Here is a 17,525-nt window from a genome sequence, read left to right as displayed (position 1 = left end):
TCATGCCTATGGCAGCTTCTGAAATCGAACGCACGATCCTTGCCGCCATTCCCGATGCCCGGATCGAGATCGAAGATCTCGCCGGGGACGGGGATCACTACGCCTGCACGGTCACAAGTGAGGCCTTCCGTGGCCTTTCTCGTGTGCGGCAGCACAAACTGGTCTATGATGCCTTCGGAACCCGCATGGGCACTGAACTGCATGCGATGGCCCTCAAGACGCTCACCCCTTAAGAGCCGGGGCTGACGTCCTTTTTTCCAGACGAGCACTGAGACAGCAGGCGCGGACCCATCGTCCGCCCTGCCGAAACAAGGAAAATCCAATGTCCGAAACCGTGTTCCAGCATATCCAGAACCTGATCGACGCCAATCCGGTCATGCTGTTCATGAAGGGTGACAAGCTCTTCCCGCAGTGCGGCTTCTCCGCCCGTGTGGTGCAGATCCTCACGCATCTCGGCGTTCCGTTCGAGACCTGCAACATCCTTGAAAGCGCCGAACTGCGTCAGGGCATCAAGGATTTCTCCCAGTGGCCGACCGTGCCGCAGCTCTACATCAAGGGCGAGTTCGTCGGTGGCTGCGATATCGTGACCGACATGTACCAGAGCGGTGAGCTCGAGACTCTGCTGACCGAAAAAGGCATCACGACCGCCAACGCCTGATTCGGGCACGGTCATAACGAAAAGCGCCGAATTCAGCGTTTTTTTAAGCATTGCTCCTGCCACATTTCAGCCATGAAGCGGCGAAAAGTGGCAGGACCTTGATTTTTTCGGAAACTTTCCCAAGAGGGGTTGTCGAACCCCGAGTTCAGCGCATAGGCTGGTTCCATCAGAACGGGATGGGACGAACGTCAATGGCGCGGAACTGGGTCGGCAGAATTGCTCTGGGTATCATGGGCGTCGGTATCTGCATGGGGGCAGGCAAGGCCTATGCCCGTCCGGCAATCACCGATTACGAAGCCAGCAAGCTGACCTTCGATGCACTGACCGCCACGCCGGTCTATCACCACGTCGTTTTCCATCATGCTCTTGCACGTCGCACGACGTCGCATAATACGGCAGTTGCCTGGAACAGCTCACACGCGGTTGTCCGTAACGTGGCCTATCGTCCGCATGCAATCGCTCACGCACGTGTCGCAGTTGCCTCGGCACACCGCCACGCACGCGTTCGCCGGACCTGATCCTTATCCTTCAGAACTGGCGCAGCGCGTCTTGGATGCGTCGCGCCTGACCTGACGGGTCAACGACGATCAGATCAAACCGGGTGCTGGGCCTGTTCCACTCCGGTTTTGTCAGCAGGATATAGTTGAAGGCTTCCATCAGCCTTTGAGACTGTCTGGCTGTCAGGCACGACGCACTTTCCCGAAGGCTACGTCTCTGCTTGACCTCAACGGCGATCAGCCATTCCGAATCTGCCGCCAGTATATCGAGTTCGCCATAAGGCGTTCTCAGTCTCTGTGCGAGAATTGTCAGCCCGCGCTCCTCAAGGAGGCGGGCTGCAATGTTTTCGGCGTTCAGCCCCGTGTAATAGGACTGAACGCCGCGTGTCTGCCGGCTTTTCAGCGTTCGTCCCGCAGGAGACGTGCTGCATCCAGAGCGAAATAGGTCAGGATGCCGTTACAGCCAGCGCGTTTGAAGGCGATCAGGCTTTCCATGATCGTGCGGTCACGGTCGAGCCAGCCGTTCTGGATGGCCCCCATCAGCATCGCGTACTCGCCTGACACCTGATAGGCGAAGGTCGGCACCTCGAAGCGCTCACGGACGCGACGGATGATATCGAGATACGGCATGCCAGGCTTGACCATGATCATATCCGCACCTTCACGCAGATCCTGCTCGACTTCCCGCATGGCTTCGTCGGAATTGGCCGGATCCATCTGATATGTCTTCTTGTCCCCGTGCAGCAGGCTGCCGGAACCCAGGGCATCACGGAACGGACCGTAGAAGGCGGAGGCATACTTGGCCGTATAAGCCATGATGCGCGTCGTGTCGTAGCCGTTGCCGTCGAGCGTTTCGCGGATGGCCTTGACGCGACCGTCCATCATGTCGGACGGAGCGATGATGTCATTGCCAGCGCGGGCCTGATTGAGGGCCTGCTGACGCAGGATCTCCACAGAGGCGTCGTTGAGGATACGGCCGTTCTCGATCACGCCGTCATGGCCATGATCGGTGTACGGGTCGAGCGCCACGTCGCCGATGATACCCAGATCGGGGAAGGCTTCCTTGATGGTGCGCGAGGCACGGCACATCAGGTTGTCCGGATTGAGGGCCTCGGTACCAGTAGCATCGCGGACGCTCATGGGTGTCACGGGGAAAATGGCGATGGCCGGGACACCGAGGTCCACGGCCTGCCGGACGTGTTCGACGACATTGTCCACGCTGACGCGCTCGGCGCCCGGCATGGAGTCGACCTTCTGGCGCTGGTTTTCGCCTTCGCAGACGAAGATCGGCCAGATCAGGTTGTCGACATGCAGGCGATGTTCCTGCACCAGACGGCGGGTGAAATCATCGTGGCGATTACGCCGCGGGCGGGAGAGGGGGTATGCTGCATTGCTCATATCCCCGATCATGCTCCTAACTTTCGCTTCTGCAAAGTCGACTGTTGCGGATGCCGTATGCAAAATAGACGGCAAGTCCAATGACGAGCCAGACAACAAGTCTGATCCAGGTCAGACTGTCCAGCGATACCATTACCGCCCCACAGGACAGGATACCGAGCACTGGAACGAGCAGTCCCCCCGGAACGCGGAACTGTCGCGGGGCTTCCGGATATCTGTAGCGCAGGACCGGAACGCCGATGCAGACGATGATGAAGGCCAGCAATGTGCCGATGGACGTCATGTTGCCAAGCTGTCCTATCGGAAGCACCGCAGCAAGCACACTGGTCAGCGCTGCAAACATCAGATGTGACGTCCAAGGCGTATGGGTCCGGGCATTGAGCTTCGAGAAGACGGGCGGCAGCAGACCATCATGGGACATGATGAGGAAGACGCGTGCCTGCCCCATCAGCAGCCCGAACAGAACCGAAATATAGCCGGCCGTGATGCCGAGTTTCACAAGACTGGCCAGCCAGGGCATGCCGGCGACATCGATGGCCGTGGCAACCGGGCTCGGGTCATTGGCCATGGCACGATAATCGACCACGCCTGTCAGGACCATGGAAAATACGGCATAGACTACGGAGCAGACGAGCAGACTTCCCAGAATACCAATCGGGATGTCGCGCGCCGGGTTGCGGCTGTCCTGGGCTGTGGTGGAGACGATGTCGAAGCCCAGATAGGCGAAGAACGCCATTCCGGCGGCGCGCATGACGCCGGACATGCCGAACTGTCCGAATGTGCCGGTGTTCTGCGGGATGAACGGATGATAGTGCGCGAAGCTGATATGGGGCGCGCAGGCCGCGATCACGGCGACGATGACAGCAAGTTTGATGCAGACGACGATCGTATTGATGGTTGTGGATTCACTCACACCGCGCATCAGCAGGGCTGTGACGCCCCAAAGCGCGCAGACGGCCGGAAGGTTGAACCAGGCCGAGGCCATGCTTCCATCCGGCATCGTGACGGGCGTCATCGGCGTTGCCAGCAGGCGCGGATCGATATGCACACCCCAGCCCCCGAGAAGGGATGCGAGATAGCCTGACCAGCTTGAGGCGACGGCGGCGGCGCCCACGGTATATTCCAGCACGAGATCCCAGCCGATGATCCAGGCAATCAGCTCGCCCATCGAGGCATAGGCGTAGGAATAGGCTGAGCCGCCAGAAGGGATCATGCTGGCGAGTTCGCCGTAACACAGGCCCGCAAAGCCGCAGGCCACCGCTGCGATGACGAAAGAGAGGGTCACGGCCGGGCCGGCATTCTGGCCGGCGGCGACGCCCGTGAGGGAAAAAAGGCCAGCACCGATCGTCACGCCGACGCCCAGGGCAACAAGCTGCCACGGGCCGAGGACACGCTTGAGGCCAGTCTGGCTGTCAGCTGCGGAAGATACGGGTTTGGTCCGCCAGAGCGGAGTGGTCATGAAGGATCCTCGTTTGATAGGCGGATTGTTTTTGCCGAGGCAGACAATCTGGGCTAGTCACATGCCGAACTCACCCTGGAGAATGGACCACGATGTCGGAACACGCCAGCCAGTCCACGCTGAATCGTTTCTTTCATGCCCCCCTCAAGGAGGTTGATGCCGAAGTTGCCACCATCCTGAACGAGGAGCTGACGCGCCAGCAGGATGGCATCGAGCTCATCGCTTCGGAGAACATGGCCTCCTTTGCCGTCATGGAAGCACAGGGTTCAGTGCTGACGAACAAGTATGCGGAAGGCCTTCCGGGCAAGCGCTATTATGGCGGCTGCGTGGATGTGGACCGCGTCGAGAACCTCGCCATCGAGCGTCTGAAGAAGATGTTCGGCGCAGGGTTCGCCAATGTGCAGCCGCATTCCGGCGCCAATGCCAACCAGGCTGCTTTCATGGCACTTGCCACTCCGGGCGATACGATTCTGGGCCTGAGCCTTGCTGCGGGTGGACATCTGACGCATGGCGCGGCCCCGAACTATTCGGGCAAGTGGTTCAACTCCGTGCAGTATGGCGTGCGCGCCGAAGACGGTCTGATCGACTATGACCAGATGGAAGCACTGGCCCGCGAGCACAAGCCGAAGATCATCGTGGCGGGCAGCTCGGCTTACCCGCGCGTCATCGACTTTGCCCGCTTCCGCAAGATCGCCGATGAAGTCGGTGCGTATCTGATGGTGGACATGGCGCATTTCGCCGGTCTGGTCGCCGCAGGTCTGTATCCGAACCCGGTTCCGGTGGCCGACATCACGACGTCCACGACGCACAAGACGCTGCGTGGCCCGCGTGGTGGCATCATCCTGACGAACAACCCCGATCTGGCGAAGAAGGTGAACTCCGCCGTGTTCCCGGGGCTGCAGGGCGGTCCGCTCATGCACGTCATTGCAGGCAAGGCCGTCGCTTTTGGCGAAGCCCTGTCGGATGAGTTCAAGGCCTATCAGAAGCGCGTTCTGGCCAATGCCCGCGCGCTGGCGGACGAGCTTCAGAACCGTGGCTTCGACATCGTCACGGGTGGCACGGACAGCCATCTGATCCTCGTGGATCTGCGTCCGAAGAAGGTAACGGGCAAGCTGGCCGAAGCCATTCTGGAACGCGCTGGCATCACGGCGAACAAGAACGCCATTCCGTTCGATCCGGAAAAGCCGTTCGTAACCTCCGGCATCCGTCTGGGCAGCCCGGCGGCGACAGCACGTGGTTTCGGAGAAGCAGAGTTCCGCGAAGTCGGTCGTATGATCGACGAAGTGCTGACGGCGGCTCTTGAGGAAGACAATGCCGAGGCCGTGACGGCCCGCGTGCATGAGGAAGTGAAAGCCCTGTGCCGCCGCTTCCCGATCTATGACCGCGCTTCTGCCTAAGACCTGAACAATACTGCGGTTCGTCTGGCCAGACGAACCGCAAGCTGCCCCCGGCGGGGGCGAAGATTGGGCATGATCAGCAGACACTCGTCATAGGGTGTGTAGATCAGATCATGTCCGTCATGAGCGAGGGGCGTTCCCGCCTTGGGGATTGTAACCCCGCCCTCCCATGGCCTGATGAAACTGAAATCCGCATTCCGGGCGATGATATTGTCCGTCACCACCGCCATTTCCGGCGGGCACGACTCCTCTGTCGCCTGTCCACGAAGATGGATGGTCTCGGCCTCCACCAGCAGGCGTGCGATGGCGCTTTCCATGACCGTGACGGTGGCAGGCTCCCAGTGAGGACCAGCTTCCAGAAGACAACTGCGTCCGGTACCGCCCGCCGACATGAAATGCGCATGCTCGATCAGCCGTGATCCGCCATGATGCCCGAGATCCGTCAGGACCGTCTGCGGCAATTCCTTGCCCCCGGCCAGAGCACAGGCGAATTCGGCAGATCGCTGACGGGGTGGGGCAATAAACAGGGGTTCGGATGGCCAGAGTGTGGAATGCAGATCCAAAAGCAGGTCCGCCCGGGCGATATAGGGCTGAAGCTTACGGGCACGCTCAAGTTCGCTGGAATGCTCGCGACTGTTCAGGCGTGTGTTATGCCACAGACGGTTGAGATCCTCGTCCACATGACGGGACATGACCGGATTGGCAGCATCGAAGCGATCGAACGCCTCCAGATTGGCCAGGATCAGCGTCAGGCGTCCCGAGGACAGGACAGGACCACGCCTGCGGAGATTTTCAAGCGCCCATCCCCCGGCATATTCGTTTCCATGCACCATGGCCGTGATGACCATCTCCGGCCCGGAACGTCCCGAATCGAAAACCCAGACACCCGGCATGCCCGAAGGAGGTGCGCGCCACGATGAAAGATCGGGGGGCGGAAGGGCCACGTTGAAGACCAGGGGCGGGCGGCCGAGCCCCGGCAGCGTTTCCGACAGGCGGGGCTGACGGATCCGGAGCGGATGGTGCCGCTGTCCCGCCTTGCAACTCATGGTCCCCGGAAACCCGACGATACAGGACAGGACCCACTGCTCCCCGTCCGGTCGCCCGGCGGAGCCATACCTGCACCGGGGAGCGTAGGACATGGATCGGTCATGGGTTGTAGTGTAAGCACGTTGGGGGCGGCTCGCCAGAGAGGGAATGTTGCCTTTTTCTTCGGCCGGCCCTGAGGAGAGTCACATTTCGCCGAGGTTGGTCTGGCGCGTCCCTTTTCCGTACTCCGCCCGGTTTTTCGCGGATTACGGCCCGTGTCCATGGTCACGACCCAGGTACAGACGGCACATGAACGGACGATGAAACAGTCTCTCTCCTTTTTTCACAAATTGTGGCAGCAGCTTCCTGCCGGATCCCGAAGGCGGTTTTTCGCGTGGGTCACGGCGCTCGCAGCCCCTGCGCTCAGGCCGCACAGAATTGTTCCGGCACACGGGATGATCGTGGCGGGAGAATTCAGCCGCAGTTCGGGACTGGGCGAGGGAGCGCGCCTGATGGTCCGGGCACTGCGGGACATGAACATTCCCTGCGCAACATGGGACGTCGACAGGCGCGTTCTTGAAGGGGACGCGACGGGGCCGGGAGCGCCACTGATAATTCACGTCAATGCGCCGATGCTGCCTTATGTACAGCTTTTCATGCCACGCTGGCTGAGAACCGGACGGCGGGTCATCGGATACTGGGCCTGGGAACTGCCGGTCGTGCCGCAGACATGGCGTCATGCCCGCCGTCATATCCATGAAATCTGGGCTCCGTCGCATTTTACCGCTCAGGCTTTTCGTACGCTGGAGCGCCCTGTGCGGGTCGTCGAGCATCCGGTGGGCCTTGCGGAACAGAAACCCTCAGACCGTGACCGGGCATCTTTCGGGCTGCCGGAAGACTGCGTAATTGTTCTGGTTTCGTTCAGCCTGTCTTCCAGTATGGTGCGCAAAAGCCCGATCGAGACGATTGAGGCGTTTCGCGCTGCCTTCGGGGAGCGTTCAGACCGGCTCCTGCTCATGAAGATCGGCCATACCGAACATTATCCTGACGACCTGGCGGAGATCCGGGCAGCCACCGGCGGAGCGACCAATATCCGGATTGAGACCGGGCAGCTCAGCGGCGCCGACCGGCTTGCCCTGACGGCCTGTACAGATATCGTACTGTCCCTCCATCGTAGTGAAGGGTTCGGACTTGTCGTGGCGGAGGCCATGGCGCTGGGGCGGTGCGTGATTGCAACGGACTGGTCGGCGACGACAGAGTTTCTGGACGCGACGTGCGGCCTGCCGGTCCCGTACACGCTGGTTCCGGCACGGGATCCACGCGGGATCTGGGACATGCCGGACACGAAATGGGCGCTTCCCGACAGGGATGCCGCCGTGACGGCCCTGCGGGCTGCAGCCGCAGATCCGGACTTGCGGTCCCGCCTTGGTGCGAATGCCAGACAGAGGATCGCCACGCGCCTGAATGGTGCGACACTACGGGAAGCGGCTCTGGCGGTTGGGGTTCAGCCGTGACGAAATCTGCCGAACGCATTCTTGTGTGGCAATGGGGGCGGCGGGGAGCTGGGCCGCGGATTGCCGTGGATCTGGCCGATGGGCTGAGACGGCTCCCCGGTACGGATGTTCTGCTCTGCCTGTCAGACCGGGCGGAAATCCTTCAGAGCCGGAATGCGCCGGACGCGGTCGTGAAAGTTGCGACCTACAGCTCCATCCAGGGGCTGGTGGGGCGCCTGCTGACGGCGCCGGGATTTCTGCACCAGCTGGGACGGATTGTGAGGGACTTCCGTCCGGACGTAGCGATCTGTGCAATGCCGGGACCTCTGGATCTGCTGATGACGCATGTGCTGCGCCGGGCTGGCGTACGGATCGTAGTCATTGTCCATGATGCGCAGCCTCATCCGGGCGATGGCTATCCTTTTCAGGCAATCCTGCAACGCAGGCTGATCCGTCAGGCTGACCAGATCGTCACGTTCAGCCGTCATGTCGCCGATGGACTGACCACCGGGCCGGATGCCGTAGACTGTCCCGTCGTCGCCTTGGCTCATCCGCCGTTCATTGGGGGAGCAGCCGCGCCACCATTCGCCCATAAGGGAGCCCCGCGCATCCTGATGTTTGGCCGTCTGTTGCCCTACAAGGGGCTGGACCTGCTGGCGGAAGCTTTGCCGCGTGTCGGGCGTGATTTCGAATGTCGGGTTGTGGGACAGGGACCTGAAAGCCCGGAACTGGGGCGACTGGAGGCACTGGCTCAGGTCAGAGTCGAGAACCGCTGGGTCGCGGAAGACGAACTTCCCCGCCTCATCGCATGGGCCGACATTGTGGTGCTGCCCTATCGTGAAGCCTCCCAGAGCGGCGTCGGGGCCATGGCGATTGCCAGCGGGCGCTATGTCGTCGCAACGCGGGTCGGGGGGCTGGTGGAGCAGTTTTCGGACGATGCGCAGGCCGTTCTGTGCGCACCGGAGCCGGGGGCAATTGCGACAGCGCTGGAGAATATCCTTGAGGCGCCTCCACCCGTTCGCCCGCAGGTTGATAGCGGGCAGGAATGGGAAAATCTGGCGAGGGATATTCTCGCCAGCTGCGAGATGTCCTAGCGGTCTAGGGAGTCTTCCGTCGCGATCCGGACGCGGTAGCCGATATGCTTTTCGACATCGCGCAGGAACGTGCGCTCGTCAATATTGATCAGCGAGAACGCCACGCCCTTGCGACCGGCACGGGCAGTCCGGCCGATACGATGGACATAGGCTTCCGGCGTTTCGGGCATGTCCATGTTGATAACGAGATCCACATCCGGGATGTCGAGACCACGCGAGGCGATATCGGTCGTGACCAGAACCGGAACACGCCCCTGACGAAACAGATCCAGTGCCTTGTTGCGGGCACCCTGCGTCCGGTCGCCATGCAGGGTTTCAACCCGAAGGTTATGTCGGCGCAGGGTTTTGGCGAGCGCATCCACCGTGTTTTTCGTCCGGGCGAAAACGATGCTGCGGCCTTCGAAATGCTTCAGGAGACGGGCAACGGTCTCGGGCTTGTCGTCCTTTTCCACGAAAATCGCCCGCTGACGGATGTTCTTGGGCGTGAAGGATTCCGCCGCGATTTCCACGCGGACGGGATTGCGCGTCACACGCTTGGCCAGATCCATGACCGGGTCGGGCAATGTGGCCGAGCAGAAAACAGTCTGGGGCGGCTGGTCCGGGAAATAGGGGGTCAGCGCCGTCATGCTGGCTGAGAAATCCTCATCCAGCAGACGGTCCGCCTCATCCAGAACCAGATAGGTCAGATGTTCCAGAACGAGATCAGCCTGCATGACCAGATCCAGAAGACGGCCATGGGTCGCAACGATGATATCCACGCCATCGCTGACGGACTGGACCTGCTGCTCGCGGGAGGTACCACCACAGATAACACGCGTTTTCAGGGACAGCCGACGCCCGAGCTGACGGCAGACGGCCGCGGTCTGGGCGGCAAGCTCGCGCGTAGGTTCCAGAATGAGCGCACGGGGGCCGGGGGCCGGGCCAGCTTCTTCGAGCTTCTGGAGCATGGGCAGCACGAAAGCGGCGGTCTTGCCGCTGCCTGTCTGGGAGCCGACCAGAACGTCCTTGCCCTCCAGCAGAGGGGGAATAGCCTGTGCCTGGATCAGGCTCGGACGTTTGTGTCCGGCCTGGGCAAGAGTTGCCAGCAGGGGCGCAATCAGCCCAAGCTCCTCAAACCCGGGAGCAGGAGTGGCGGACGTTGCGGTCGGCGAGGCAGGGCGCGGCTGGGAGGTTGTCATGTGCGCTTCTTGCCAAATTTCTCGCAGTTCGGGAAATACCTTCTTTTTGCGGAGTTCCCTCATGAAGGCCATCATCATCGCGGAGGACTTCGCCGGTATGCGGGCGCAGGGGGCCGGACTGGCTGAAAAGGCCGGTCTGGAGTGGGATTTCCGGCCTGTGCGCATCCAGCCTTTCTGGTCGCGTTTTCCGGCCCGTTACTGGCCCTCTCCGCTGCGCCGGGTCGATCCCATCAGGATTCCCGAAGACACAGGCCTCATCATCTGTATCGGCGGGACAGGGGGCATCATCGGCAGGGCTGTGGCCCGGCGCGAGGGACTGCCGGTCGTGCAGATCCAGAACCCGCGCATGCCGGTCAGCAGGTTCGACCTCGTGATTGCCAACACGCATGACGGGATCAGCGGACCGAATGTTCTGATATCACGCAATGCACTTCATCCCGTCACACCACAGAAGCTCGCTCTGGCACGGGGCGGATGGGAAGGGCGACTGAAGCGCGATGGGCGCCCGCTGCTGTCCGTTCTGATCGGGGGCGCCAATGGCCGTTTCTCGCTGGGTCCGGTTGAAGCGGAACGGATGGCAGAAGGGATCATCACTTTCACGAAGCGCAACGCCATGCAGGCCGTCCTTACCCCCTCGCGCCGGACTGATCCGGCTGCCATAGCCGTTTTTCGCGAACGGTTGGAGCCTCATGGCATTGCCGTTCTGACAGGGAGTGGGGACGACAACCCTTATATGGGTATGCTGGCCTGTGCGGACATGATTGCCGTCACGACGGACAGTGTCTCGATGATTTCCGAAGCCGTGGCGACCTCTGCCCCGGTCCTGGTTTTTCCGCTTCCAGGCCGCTCCAGCCGGATTTCACGCTTTGTAAAAACGCTTGAAGACGCCGGGCGGGTTAAGTGGTTCGATCCGACACAGGTTCCGTGGGATGTCATGCCGCTTGACGATACCCCCCTCGTGGCGAGAGAAATGCGCCGACGTCTGAAGCTCTGAAAGGGCCCCTGTATGCTCGATATCCGCACCTTTGGTCCGCAGGGTGGCAATGTTCTGTACAAGGCACTGGCGCATCCGCTGGCCGCGGAAGCGCTCGTCCGGATGGAAGCCGAATTCGCAGGGCGGACGCTGGCTGTCTACGATCCGGATGACGCTGCCCGCACGCTGGCCGCGCTCTATCCGGGGCTGAAACCGGCCTGCGTCTATGTTCATGATACGGAGCGGGTGGGACAGCCGGACGGTTTTGGCGGAACGCTTCGTGCGCTCGTGGATCTTCCCGCGACCGAAGCGGATGCCATCCTTGCTCTGTCCTTTGAAGACGCCAAAATGCGGACCCGGTTGAAGGGACTTCAGAACGGTCGGGATCTTTACACGCTTGCCCCGGCGCGCCTGCCAGACGAGATGCTGGTTGCCGGTCGTCCCTATCTGGACAAGCTGAACTTCGCGACCAACTTCGCCTTCTTCCGCGAGACAGAGCAGTTTTCCTGCCGGATCGTGACGGCCAATTACTGGTCCAGCTATGCGGCGGAGAACCTGCGTTACTGGATGCGGCTCTATGACGGAGCGGGCAAGGTGCTGGCCCAGTGGGAACAGCCGGTAACTGAAGCCGGGGCAGGGATCACGATCGACAGCGCCGATATCCGCCGCCGCTTTGATCTGCCGGAATTTACGGGACAGCTTTTCATCCATGTTCTGGGCGCGCGCGGACATGACGTCGTCAAATATGCTCTCGACAGCTGGGGTAAAAACGGCGACCCGAGCCTCTCCGTCACGCATGATGCCAATGCCTGGCCTTCCGTGCGTTACGCAACCCTTCCGGCCCCTGAGCCCGACGAAACGCTGATCGTCTGGGTACAGAACAGCCACGCGACCACCATTCTGGCTGGAGGCATTACCTTCAACCGGATGGGAGAAGACACATCGTATGCGCTCGACCGTGCTGTCGGGCCGTTCGAGACGGTGGCCGTGGATGTTGGCGCGCTTTTTCCCGGATTACACTGGCCCGCACAGCTTGAACTGCGTTCGGGCCGGCATCTCGTACGTCCACGCTATGAAATCACGCAGCGCGGCCGCACCCGCATCGCCCATCTGAACGTGGAGCGGGACGATCTGCGACCCGAGCCTGCCATCCGTCAGTTTGCACCATCGCTGGGCCGTGGATTCCTGCTGCCGTTTCCGATCCTGGATCCGAAACAGTTCGAGACGTTCCTGCAGCCCAACCCCATGTCCGAAGCGCTCCAGTCTCTTCCCGTAAGGCTCGATCTGTTTGATGAGACAGGTGGGAAAGTCGGATCGCATTTCCTGGGTAACCTTCCCCGCGACCACGACACGGCCGTTGCTCTGCACACCCTGGTGGATCGGCCCGGTCATGCCGACCTGGTTTACGATTTCCGCGATGGCGGCGAAGCCGATGGCTGGCTGCACGCCCTGATGCGCTATCGGAACCGCGAGAGCGATCACGCTGCTGAAACCAGCTTTGGCGCCCATATTTTCAATACACTCATGACCTGGCGCTCGGAGCCACAGTCGTACTCAGGCCCACCGCCCGGCCTGACGACGCGACTTTTTCTGAAGCTGGGACAGAAGGCAGGGCAGGAGACGCTGCGAAGCTTCTGCTGCCTGATCCATCCGGCTTCGGTCGAAGGAACCGATATTTCGGAAACCGTTCTTCTGCTCCATGACGCAAATGGTGCCCTGATTGCCCAGACGACCATCAGGATCGCGCCCAACGGGTCATTCATGGTCCACCCGCACGAGCTGTTTGAAGGCTCGCACCTCGATCGTGCCGGGGAAGGCGGCTACGTTCTGATCCGGGACCTGACCTGCCGCCTCTTCGGCTATCATGGCCTGGAAAACGGACAAGGCGCATTCTCGCTGGACCACATGTTCGGCTTCTGAGCCGCCGAAAAAGGGAACCGCAGCGGATAATGCGGTTCCCCACGAAAAAGATCTTGTCAGGAAAACAACACCTTGCTAGAAGCCCGTCCCACGGATGGGCGCGTAGCTCAGCGGTAGAGCACTGCCTTCACACGGCAGGGGTCACAGGTTCAATCCCTGTCGCGCCCACCATCCTAAACCCATGAAAATCAAAGATTTTCTTTCCAGAAACATGTTATGGGAAGCGATGTTTGATTCGTTTTGTCTCACTCCACACCAGGGATGCTGAGATCAAAAGTGGATAATTCTTGGATAGCATTAGTTAATGCTGAACGCTCTCGCGGACGAGTCTAAAGGGCGTTTGTGTAGTGTGGCATAAACGTTATAGATGAAATTTTTTGAAAAAATGTTTGTTCGTCACAAATAGTCAATGACGATATCGGCCTCTTTGGTAGCTGTGTATCCACAACTCTATTTCAAAAAAATAGATTGGCTGACTGCTTCCCGGCAAGACCTATCTCAATATTTAAAAATAGCATGCGGACTCTATTCCTAAATAAATTGAAGTTGATTTAGATATTGATCAGAGTTGCTTTCCACAAGAATTTGTTACAAAGTTTTTCCATAATTTTTTTTGGAGAACGTTAATGAAAGTTGTCGGAATAAAAGCCACCAATTATAAGGTATTCTCAGATATAGATATAAAATTCCACAAGAATTACTGCACTATTTCTGGGCAAAACAACGCCGGAAAATCAACAATAATAAAGCTTTTAACATGGATATTAGAGAGAACTTCGTCTCCTTGGTTTAGTGAAAGAAATTCTATTTCATACAAAGAAGATAAAACGCAATGGATAAAAAATGAAGAGCCTATAAATCTAAGGTATTCATTTGTTTTCTATAGAAGCGAAGACCCAGCTTTAGTATCTTTTATTGAAAAGATTGCAGAAAGAGAAATAAAAGATGAGGTTAATAATCTATACATATCATACGAGATAAATATATCAGATGACATCGCTTTGTCTGTATTTATAAATGACCATAAGGTTGATGATAAATCAGCAAAGGAAATTGAAAGAAGAATTAAAGCGTCAAATCTTTTATTTGTTCATAACTCAACAAGACAAGAAGATGATATATACTATTCAGATGGACGAAGAAGAATATTTTTTGACTTTGTAATATCCCCAAGCGAAAGAAAAATATTAGATGAAGCAAATAAAACTATAGAAAAACAAATTCGAAAATTAGCCAAAGACCATGTAAGTGGCTTGACAGATATTTTAGGAAAATTGAAAGAAAAATATGACGTAGAATTAGCCCCGCCAGAGAAAGTCTCTGCGAGAAGAATGCATCTCGGAATAAATTTAAAAGATAAAAATGTCGATATGCCTATCGACGAATGGGGAAGTGGAACACAAAATCGTACTCATATTCTTATGGCAATTTTACGCGCCAATAAGATAAAAACCGCTGAATCTATAGATGAAAAAATTACTCCTATCGTACTTGTAGAAGAACCAGAAAGCTTTCTACATCCTTCTGCCCAAGCAGAATTTGGTAGAGTACTTAGGCATTTATCAGAAGAGTTTGGGATACAAATAATAGTTACAACTCATAGTCCTTACATGCTTAACCAAGAAGAGCCGTCGTCAAATATACTTCTTTGTAGAAAAACTCATCGTGGAAAATTGGTTGAATCACAGATAATCAATACAGATGGCGACGAATGGATGGTTCCATTTTCTGAACAACTAGGAATAAGCCCAAAAGAATTTGCTCTACTACGGCCCATATTTGGGGTAGATAAAACAAAATCACTCCTAGTAGAAGGGCCGATTGATAAGGAATACTTTGATTTTTTAACAGAAAATGATCTTAATTGCGATAAATTAAATAAAGAAATTGAAGTAACTCCTTACGGAGGGAAGGATACACTTAAAAACACTGTGCTTGTGAAATTTCTTCTTAGTAAATTTGACAAAGTTTTTGTAACTTTCGACCTTGATGCTGAGAGAGAGTGTAGTGCGGCACTAGAGCGAGCAGGTATCGACAAGAGTGATTTCTGTGCCAATGGGATTAGAGCACCAGGCAAAGATTGCATTGAGGGGTTACTACCAACAAGAATTCTTTCAGAGGTCAATGGCGCGGAAACAGACCTTATTATGAAACTTGGAAGCAATACAGATAGAAAGTCAGCAAAAAATGAGCTCAAAAAGAAGTACTTAGAATGTTTCAAGAAATATAAAGATTATTCACAAGAAGAATTGAAGCACTTAAATAATCTAATAAGAAAAATAAACTCAAGGATGTCATAATTTCATAAACGAATATCTTATTTCATCCTGATACGATGCAGACATCTGCTTCGCATACCGCGTCACCATATTGATCGTGCTCCAACCTCCTTCGTCTTTCAGGCGGAGGAGGTCTTTGTGTATGCAATAATGCCAGGTGGCCCAGGTATGGCGTAGATCGTGTGGCGTGATGTCTGGGACGAAGACGCGGCGCTCTGTAGTTTCGCCTTTCGGGATCCAGACACGGAACTTGCCTGGCAGTTTGGCTTTGCGACAGGCGGCGGCCCACCCTGATTTGATCTGGCCGCCGCTGGTGCGACCATTGTTAGGGTAACAGTCACCTATGATCCTTTCCGGATCGGCACCCTTGAAGCGTCGGCGGATCTGGACCGGCCGGAAAACGTGACCGTGTCGATGGGGCAGGGCTTCAAGCGCTTCCATTACCACGGGCACAAGATCCAGTCTGCGTTCATTTCCTTGCTTCTGCCAGACGACTGCCTGTTTGCCGCGCAGATCCACGTCCTTCCATTCTAGATCAAGAGCCTCGGACATCCGCACGCCTGTTCCGACCAGGAACGTCAGCAGCGGCTTCAGGTGAGGAGCGGCGGCATCGATCAGGCGTCTGACCTCGGCCGGCTTCAGATAAGTCGTTCGGCCGCGCGGAATCCGGGGCGTGTCGAAAGCAGGACGATCGCACCATTGGCGAATCGCGGCGAATTCCAGAACAGCCCGCAACGGTGTCAGAACACCGCGCATCTTGGTGGCGGAGCTGGCGGATATACCGTCCCGCAGGATCTTACGATAGGCATCGTCCAGCTGTGGCTGTGCGATCTCGATCAGTCGCGTAGTGCCGAAATGGTTCAGAAGGCGGCGCAGGTGGAACTTCGTCGTCTCCGACCGTTCCTCTGCCTCCAGATAGGCTGCTACGGCATGGGCGAATGTGACGGTTGCCTTCTTGCCGTAGATGCTCTCGGTCCACAGTTCGGCCTCGCGCTTGGCGCGGAATTCTTCCGGCCGTGTGGGGTCAGAAGTTCCAGTGCTTTCGCATACGCTCGTGCCCCTGATGGTGCCGCGGATGTAGAGGTTCTTCGTATTGTGGCGTTTGACGATTTTGAGGGACATTCGAGGCTCGACAGCAGGCGGGTGATATCTTCGGGATAAAAGACGATCCGATTGGACCAGCGGCGATGCGTGGGGCCGCCATCGAACTCGAGGACCTGGGAAAGGTGCTGCATCAGCTTTCCTCGGCCGAGGCGACCCTTCAGGTGATCCAGAAGGTCGTTGACGGTGTAGACCGTGGGCAGATCGTTAAGCTTCATCAGGTCAGGCTCTCCGTTTTGATGAGAGGCACCTCAAAATGCGATTTCCGGATTGTGACCTTCATCCAGGCACGCCGATCCGTTTCCAGTCGGAACTGCTTGGGCGATAATCTTTCTGCCGTTACGGATGCTGACAGCTGCGCGCTTGCAGGCGGCCCAGGAGAGGGCGGACTGCTCAGCAAAATAACGGGTCGCATAGCGTTCCACGACGCGGCCTTTCGCGTCGCAGATGCCGAATTTCGATGATTGGCTGCGGACTGGCATCAGCGCTGTCCGTATGCGGCGGCGCGGACGACATCGACCATCTTCCAGCACCAGTCATGCAGACGGACACGGTCGATTTCTTCGATCGTGGATAGAGTTACCGGGCGACAGTCGACGGTCTTGTCTGGAATGCCGGGAAAGGGGTTCCGGATTAGGTTCGCGGACAGGAGTTCGTCCAAGCGCTCGCCGATCTGGAACGCATGTTCGGACCAGGTGCGTGCGCCATCATAATCGCGGTAGCTGTCGAGTAGCCCCGCCTGATTGTGGCAGTTCTGCTGATTGATGAAGAGTTCGCGCGCCGTGGCGTGAACGCTCGGATTAATCTCTGTGAGAAGCTGCTCGAAGCCCCGACGTGTCTGAGGAGCGGGTTTCTGAAGGAAGGTCATGCGACGCCTCCCGTCAAAGCGCTGCGGGAAAATCGGTTGCCCGACTCTCCCGCACCTTCCATCATTGGAGTGTCTAGGTCACGTTGACAAAAGATCTATACGATCTGCCTGAGATCTGATTCACTTCCTGCCTGTGGGGTAAGGAGCAGAGAGAACAGGCATGGCACGAGGCGATCTGACGGAT

The 17,525-nt window shown here is 57.6% G+C and carries 17 protein-coding genes and 1 tRNA gene; 11 read left to right on the top strand and 7 right to left on the bottom strand.

Going from position 1 to position 17,525, the window contains the following annotated elements; translation table 11 throughout:
* The first annotated feature begins 2 nt into the window (after positions 1-2).
* The 3 genes from HKD27_RS14170 (at position 3) to HKD27_RS14160 (ending at position 1,176) form a co-directional block, all read left to right on the top strand.
* Positions 3-233: a BolA/IbaG family iron-sulfur metabolism protein gene (locus HKD27_RS14170; protein ID WP_011253808.1), complete on the top strand. Its 231-nt coding sequence runs from the start codon at positions 3-5 to the stop codon at positions 231-233.
* 89 nt (positions 234-322) lie between these two features.
* A complete protein-coding gene (gene grxD / locus HKD27_RS14165; RefSeq protein WP_011253809.1) occupies positions 323-658 on the top strand; it encodes a Grx4 family monothiol glutaredoxin in 336 nt (111 codons plus the stop codon).
* A gap of 176 nt (positions 659-834) precedes the next feature.
* Entirely contained in the window at positions 835-1,176 is a 342-nt protein-coding gene (locus HKD27_RS14160; protein ID WP_228518547.1) for a hypothetical protein, read from the top strand.
* A 10-nt stretch (positions 1,177-1,186) separates the two neighbouring features.
* Here the strand turns inward: HKD27_RS14160 and HKD27_RS14155 are convergent, their stop codons facing one another.
* From HKD27_RS14155 to HKD27_RS14145, 3 genes are read right to left on the bottom strand one after another with little or no spacing between them, the layout of a single operon-like run.
* Positions 1,187-1,498, bottom strand: a complete 312-nt coding sequence (locus tag HKD27_RS14155) for a YraN family protein (protein ID WP_194689935.1) — start codon at positions 1,496-1,498, stop codon at positions 1,187-1,189.
* Positions 1,499-1,554: 56 nt separating this feature from the next.
* Positions 1,555-2,565, bottom strand: a complete 1,011-nt coding sequence (gene hemB, locus HKD27_RS14150; RefSeq protein ID WP_370544280.1) for a porphobilinogen synthase — start codon at positions 2,563-2,565, stop codon at positions 1,555-1,557.
* A 4-nt stretch (positions 2,566-2,569) separates the two neighbouring features.
* A complete protein-coding gene (locus tag HKD27_RS14145) occupies positions 2,570-4,012 on the bottom strand; it encodes an APC family permease (RefSeq protein WP_194689894.1) in 1,443 nt (480 codons plus the stop codon).
* A 92-nt stretch (positions 4,013-4,104) separates the two neighbouring features.
* Here HKD27_RS14145 and glyA point away from each other — a divergent pair, with 92 nt between their 5' ends.
* A complete protein-coding gene (gene glyA, locus HKD27_RS14140; RefSeq protein WP_194689893.1) occupies positions 4,105-5,409 on the top strand; it encodes a serine hydroxymethyltransferase in 1,305 nt (434 codons plus the stop codon).
* Here the strand turns inward: glyA and HKD27_RS14135 are convergent.
* Positions 5,406-6,548 (bottom strand): succinylglutamate desuccinylase/aspartoacylase family protein, encoded by a 1,143-nt coding sequence (locus tag HKD27_RS14135; RefSeq protein ID WP_228518546.1) that lies wholly within the window; start codon positions 6,546-6,548, stop codon positions 5,406-5,408. The genes glyA and HKD27_RS14135 overlap by 4 nt on opposite strands.
* Positions 6,549-6,896: 348 nt before the next feature.
* Between HKD27_RS14135 and HKD27_RS14130 the strand changes: the two genes are divergently transcribed.
* Together HKD27_RS14130 and HKD27_RS14125 are read left to right on the top strand one after the other, a co-directional pair.
* Positions 6,897-7,949: a glycosyltransferase family 4 protein gene (locus HKD27_RS14130; protein ID WP_194689892.1), complete on the top strand. Its 1,053-nt coding sequence runs from the start codon at positions 6,897-6,899 to the stop codon at positions 7,947-7,949.
* Positions 7,946-9,022, top strand: a complete 1,077-nt coding sequence (locus HKD27_RS14125; protein ID WP_194689891.1) for a glycosyltransferase family 4 protein — start codon at positions 7,946-7,948, stop codon at positions 9,020-9,022. The genes HKD27_RS14130 and HKD27_RS14125 overlap by 4 nt, the downstream gene beginning before the upstream one ends.
* On the opposite strand, the gene HKD27_RS14120 is transcribed toward HKD27_RS14125, so the two are convergent.
* Positions 9,019-10,278 (bottom strand): DEAD/DEAH box helicase, encoded by a 1,260-nt coding sequence (locus tag HKD27_RS14120; protein WP_194689890.1) that lies wholly within the window; start codon positions 10,276-10,278, stop codon positions 9,019-9,021. The genes HKD27_RS14125 and HKD27_RS14120 overlap by 4 nt on opposite strands.
* On the opposite strand from HKD27_RS14120, the gene HKD27_RS14115 reads away from it, so the two are divergent.
* The 4 genes from HKD27_RS14115 to HKD27_RS14100 all read left to right on the top strand — a co-directional run bounded on the left by HKD27_RS14115 (position 10,262) and on the right by HKD27_RS14100 (position 15,393).
* Positions 10,262-11,194, top strand: a complete 933-nt coding sequence (locus tag HKD27_RS14115) for a mitochondrial fission ELM1 family protein (protein ID WP_194689889.1) — start codon at positions 10,262-10,264, stop codon at positions 11,192-11,194. The genes HKD27_RS14120 and HKD27_RS14115 overlap by 17 nt on opposite strands.
* Before the next feature lie 12 nt (positions 11,195-11,206).
* Positions 11,207-13,093 carry a hypothetical protein gene (locus tag HKD27_RS14110; protein WP_194689888.1) on the top strand — a complete coding sequence of 629 codons (1,887 nt, stop codon included), beginning with the start codon at positions 11,207-11,209 and terminating at the stop codon, positions 13,091-13,093.
* Between the two features lie 96 nt (positions 13,094-13,189).
* Positions 13,190-13,264 (top strand) — tRNA-Val (locus HKD27_RS14105).
* 455 nt (positions 13,265-13,719) lie between these two features.
* The gene (locus HKD27_RS14100; protein ID WP_194689887.1) at positions 13,720-15,393 is read left to right on the top strand and encodes an ATP-dependent endonuclease; all 1,674 of its coding nucleotides are present in this window, start codon (positions 13,720-13,722) and stop codon (positions 15,391-15,393) included.
* Here the strand turns inward: HKD27_RS14100 and HKD27_RS14095 are convergent.
* Positions 15,388-16,494 (bottom strand): site-specific integrase, encoded by a 1,107-nt coding sequence (locus tag HKD27_RS14095; protein WP_194689886.1) that lies wholly within the window; start codon positions 16,492-16,494, stop codon positions 15,388-15,390. The genes HKD27_RS14100 and HKD27_RS14095 overlap by 6 nt on opposite strands.
* Before the next feature lie 65 nt (positions 16,495-16,559).
* On the opposite strand from HKD27_RS14095, the gene HKD27_RS14090 reads away from it, so the two are divergent.
* Positions 16,560-16,937, top strand: a complete 378-nt coding sequence (locus tag HKD27_RS14090; RefSeq protein ID WP_194689885.1) for a hypothetical protein — start codon at positions 16,560-16,562, stop codon at positions 16,935-16,937.
* Positions 16,938-16,954: 17 nt separating this feature from the next.
* On the opposite strand, the gene HKD27_RS14085 is transcribed toward HKD27_RS14090, so the two are convergent.
* Positions 16,955-17,341, bottom strand: a complete 387-nt coding sequence (locus HKD27_RS14085) for a hypothetical protein (protein ID WP_194689884.1) — start codon at positions 17,339-17,341, stop codon at positions 16,955-16,957.
* Positions 17,342-17,525: the final 184 nt, after the last annotated feature.

Origin of the sequence: Gluconobacter sp. R75690 (assembly GCF_015244525.1) — a bacterium.
In the GTDB taxonomy this organism is placed as follows: Bacteria; Pseudomonadota; Alphaproteobacteria; order Acetobacterales; family Acetobacteraceae; genus Gluconobacter; species Gluconobacter potus.
This window is presented reverse-complemented; position numbering and strand designations above follow the sequence as displayed.

Bases quoted from the DNA above. Each gene is read 5' to 3' on its own strand.
- HKD27_RS14170 (WP_011253808.1), top strand. From the start codon at position 3: ATGCCTATGGCAGCTTCTGAAATCGAACGCACGATCCTTGCCGCCATT.
- grxD (WP_011253809.1), top strand. From the start codon at position 323: ATGTCCGAAACCGTGTTCCAGCATATCCAGAACCTGATCGACGCCAAT.
- HKD27_RS14160 (WP_228518547.1), top strand. From the start codon at position 835: ATGGGACGAACGTCAATGGCGCGGAACTGGGTCGGCAGAATTGCTCTG.
- hemB (WP_370544280.1), bottom strand. From the start codon at position 2,565: ATGATCGGGGATATGAGCAATGCAGCATACCCCCTCTCCCGCCCGCGG.
- HKD27_RS14145 (WP_194689894.1), bottom strand. From the start codon at position 4,012: ATGACCACTCCGCTCTGGCGGACCAAACCCGTATCTTCCGCAGCTGAC.
- glyA (WP_194689893.1), top strand. From the start codon at position 4,105: ATGTCGGAACACGCCAGCCAGTCCACGCTGAATCGTTTCTTTCATGCC.
- HKD27_RS14135 (WP_228518546.1), bottom strand. From the start codon at position 6,548: ATGTCCTACGCTCCCCGGTGCAGGTATGGCTCCGCCGGGCGACCGGAC.
- HKD27_RS14115 (WP_194689889.1), top strand. From the start codon at position 10,262: ATGAAGGCCATCATCATCGCGGAGGACTTCGCCGGTATGCGGGCGCAG.
- HKD27_RS14120 (WP_194689890.1), bottom strand. From the start codon at position 10,278: ATGATGATGGCCTTCATGAGGGAACTCCGCAAAAAGAAGGTATTTCCC.
- HKD27_RS14110 (WP_194689888.1), top strand. From the start codon at position 11,207: ATGCTCGATATCCGCACCTTTGGTCCGCAGGGTGGCAATGTTCTGTAC.
- HKD27_RS14100 (WP_194689887.1), top strand. From the start codon at position 13,720: ATGAAAGTTGTCGGAATAAAAGCCACCAATTATAAGGTATTCTCAGAT.
- HKD27_RS14095 (WP_194689886.1), bottom strand. From the start codon at position 16,494: ATGTCCCTCAAAATCGTCAAACGCCACAATACGAAGAACCTCTACATC.
- HKD27_RS14090 (WP_194689885.1), top strand. From the start codon at position 16,560: ATGCGTGGGGCCGCCATCGAACTCGAGGACCTGGGAAAGGTGCTGCAT.
- HKD27_RS14085 (WP_194689884.1), bottom strand. From the start codon at position 17,341: ATGACCTTCCTTCAGAAACCCGCTCCTCAGACACGTCGGGGCTTCGAG.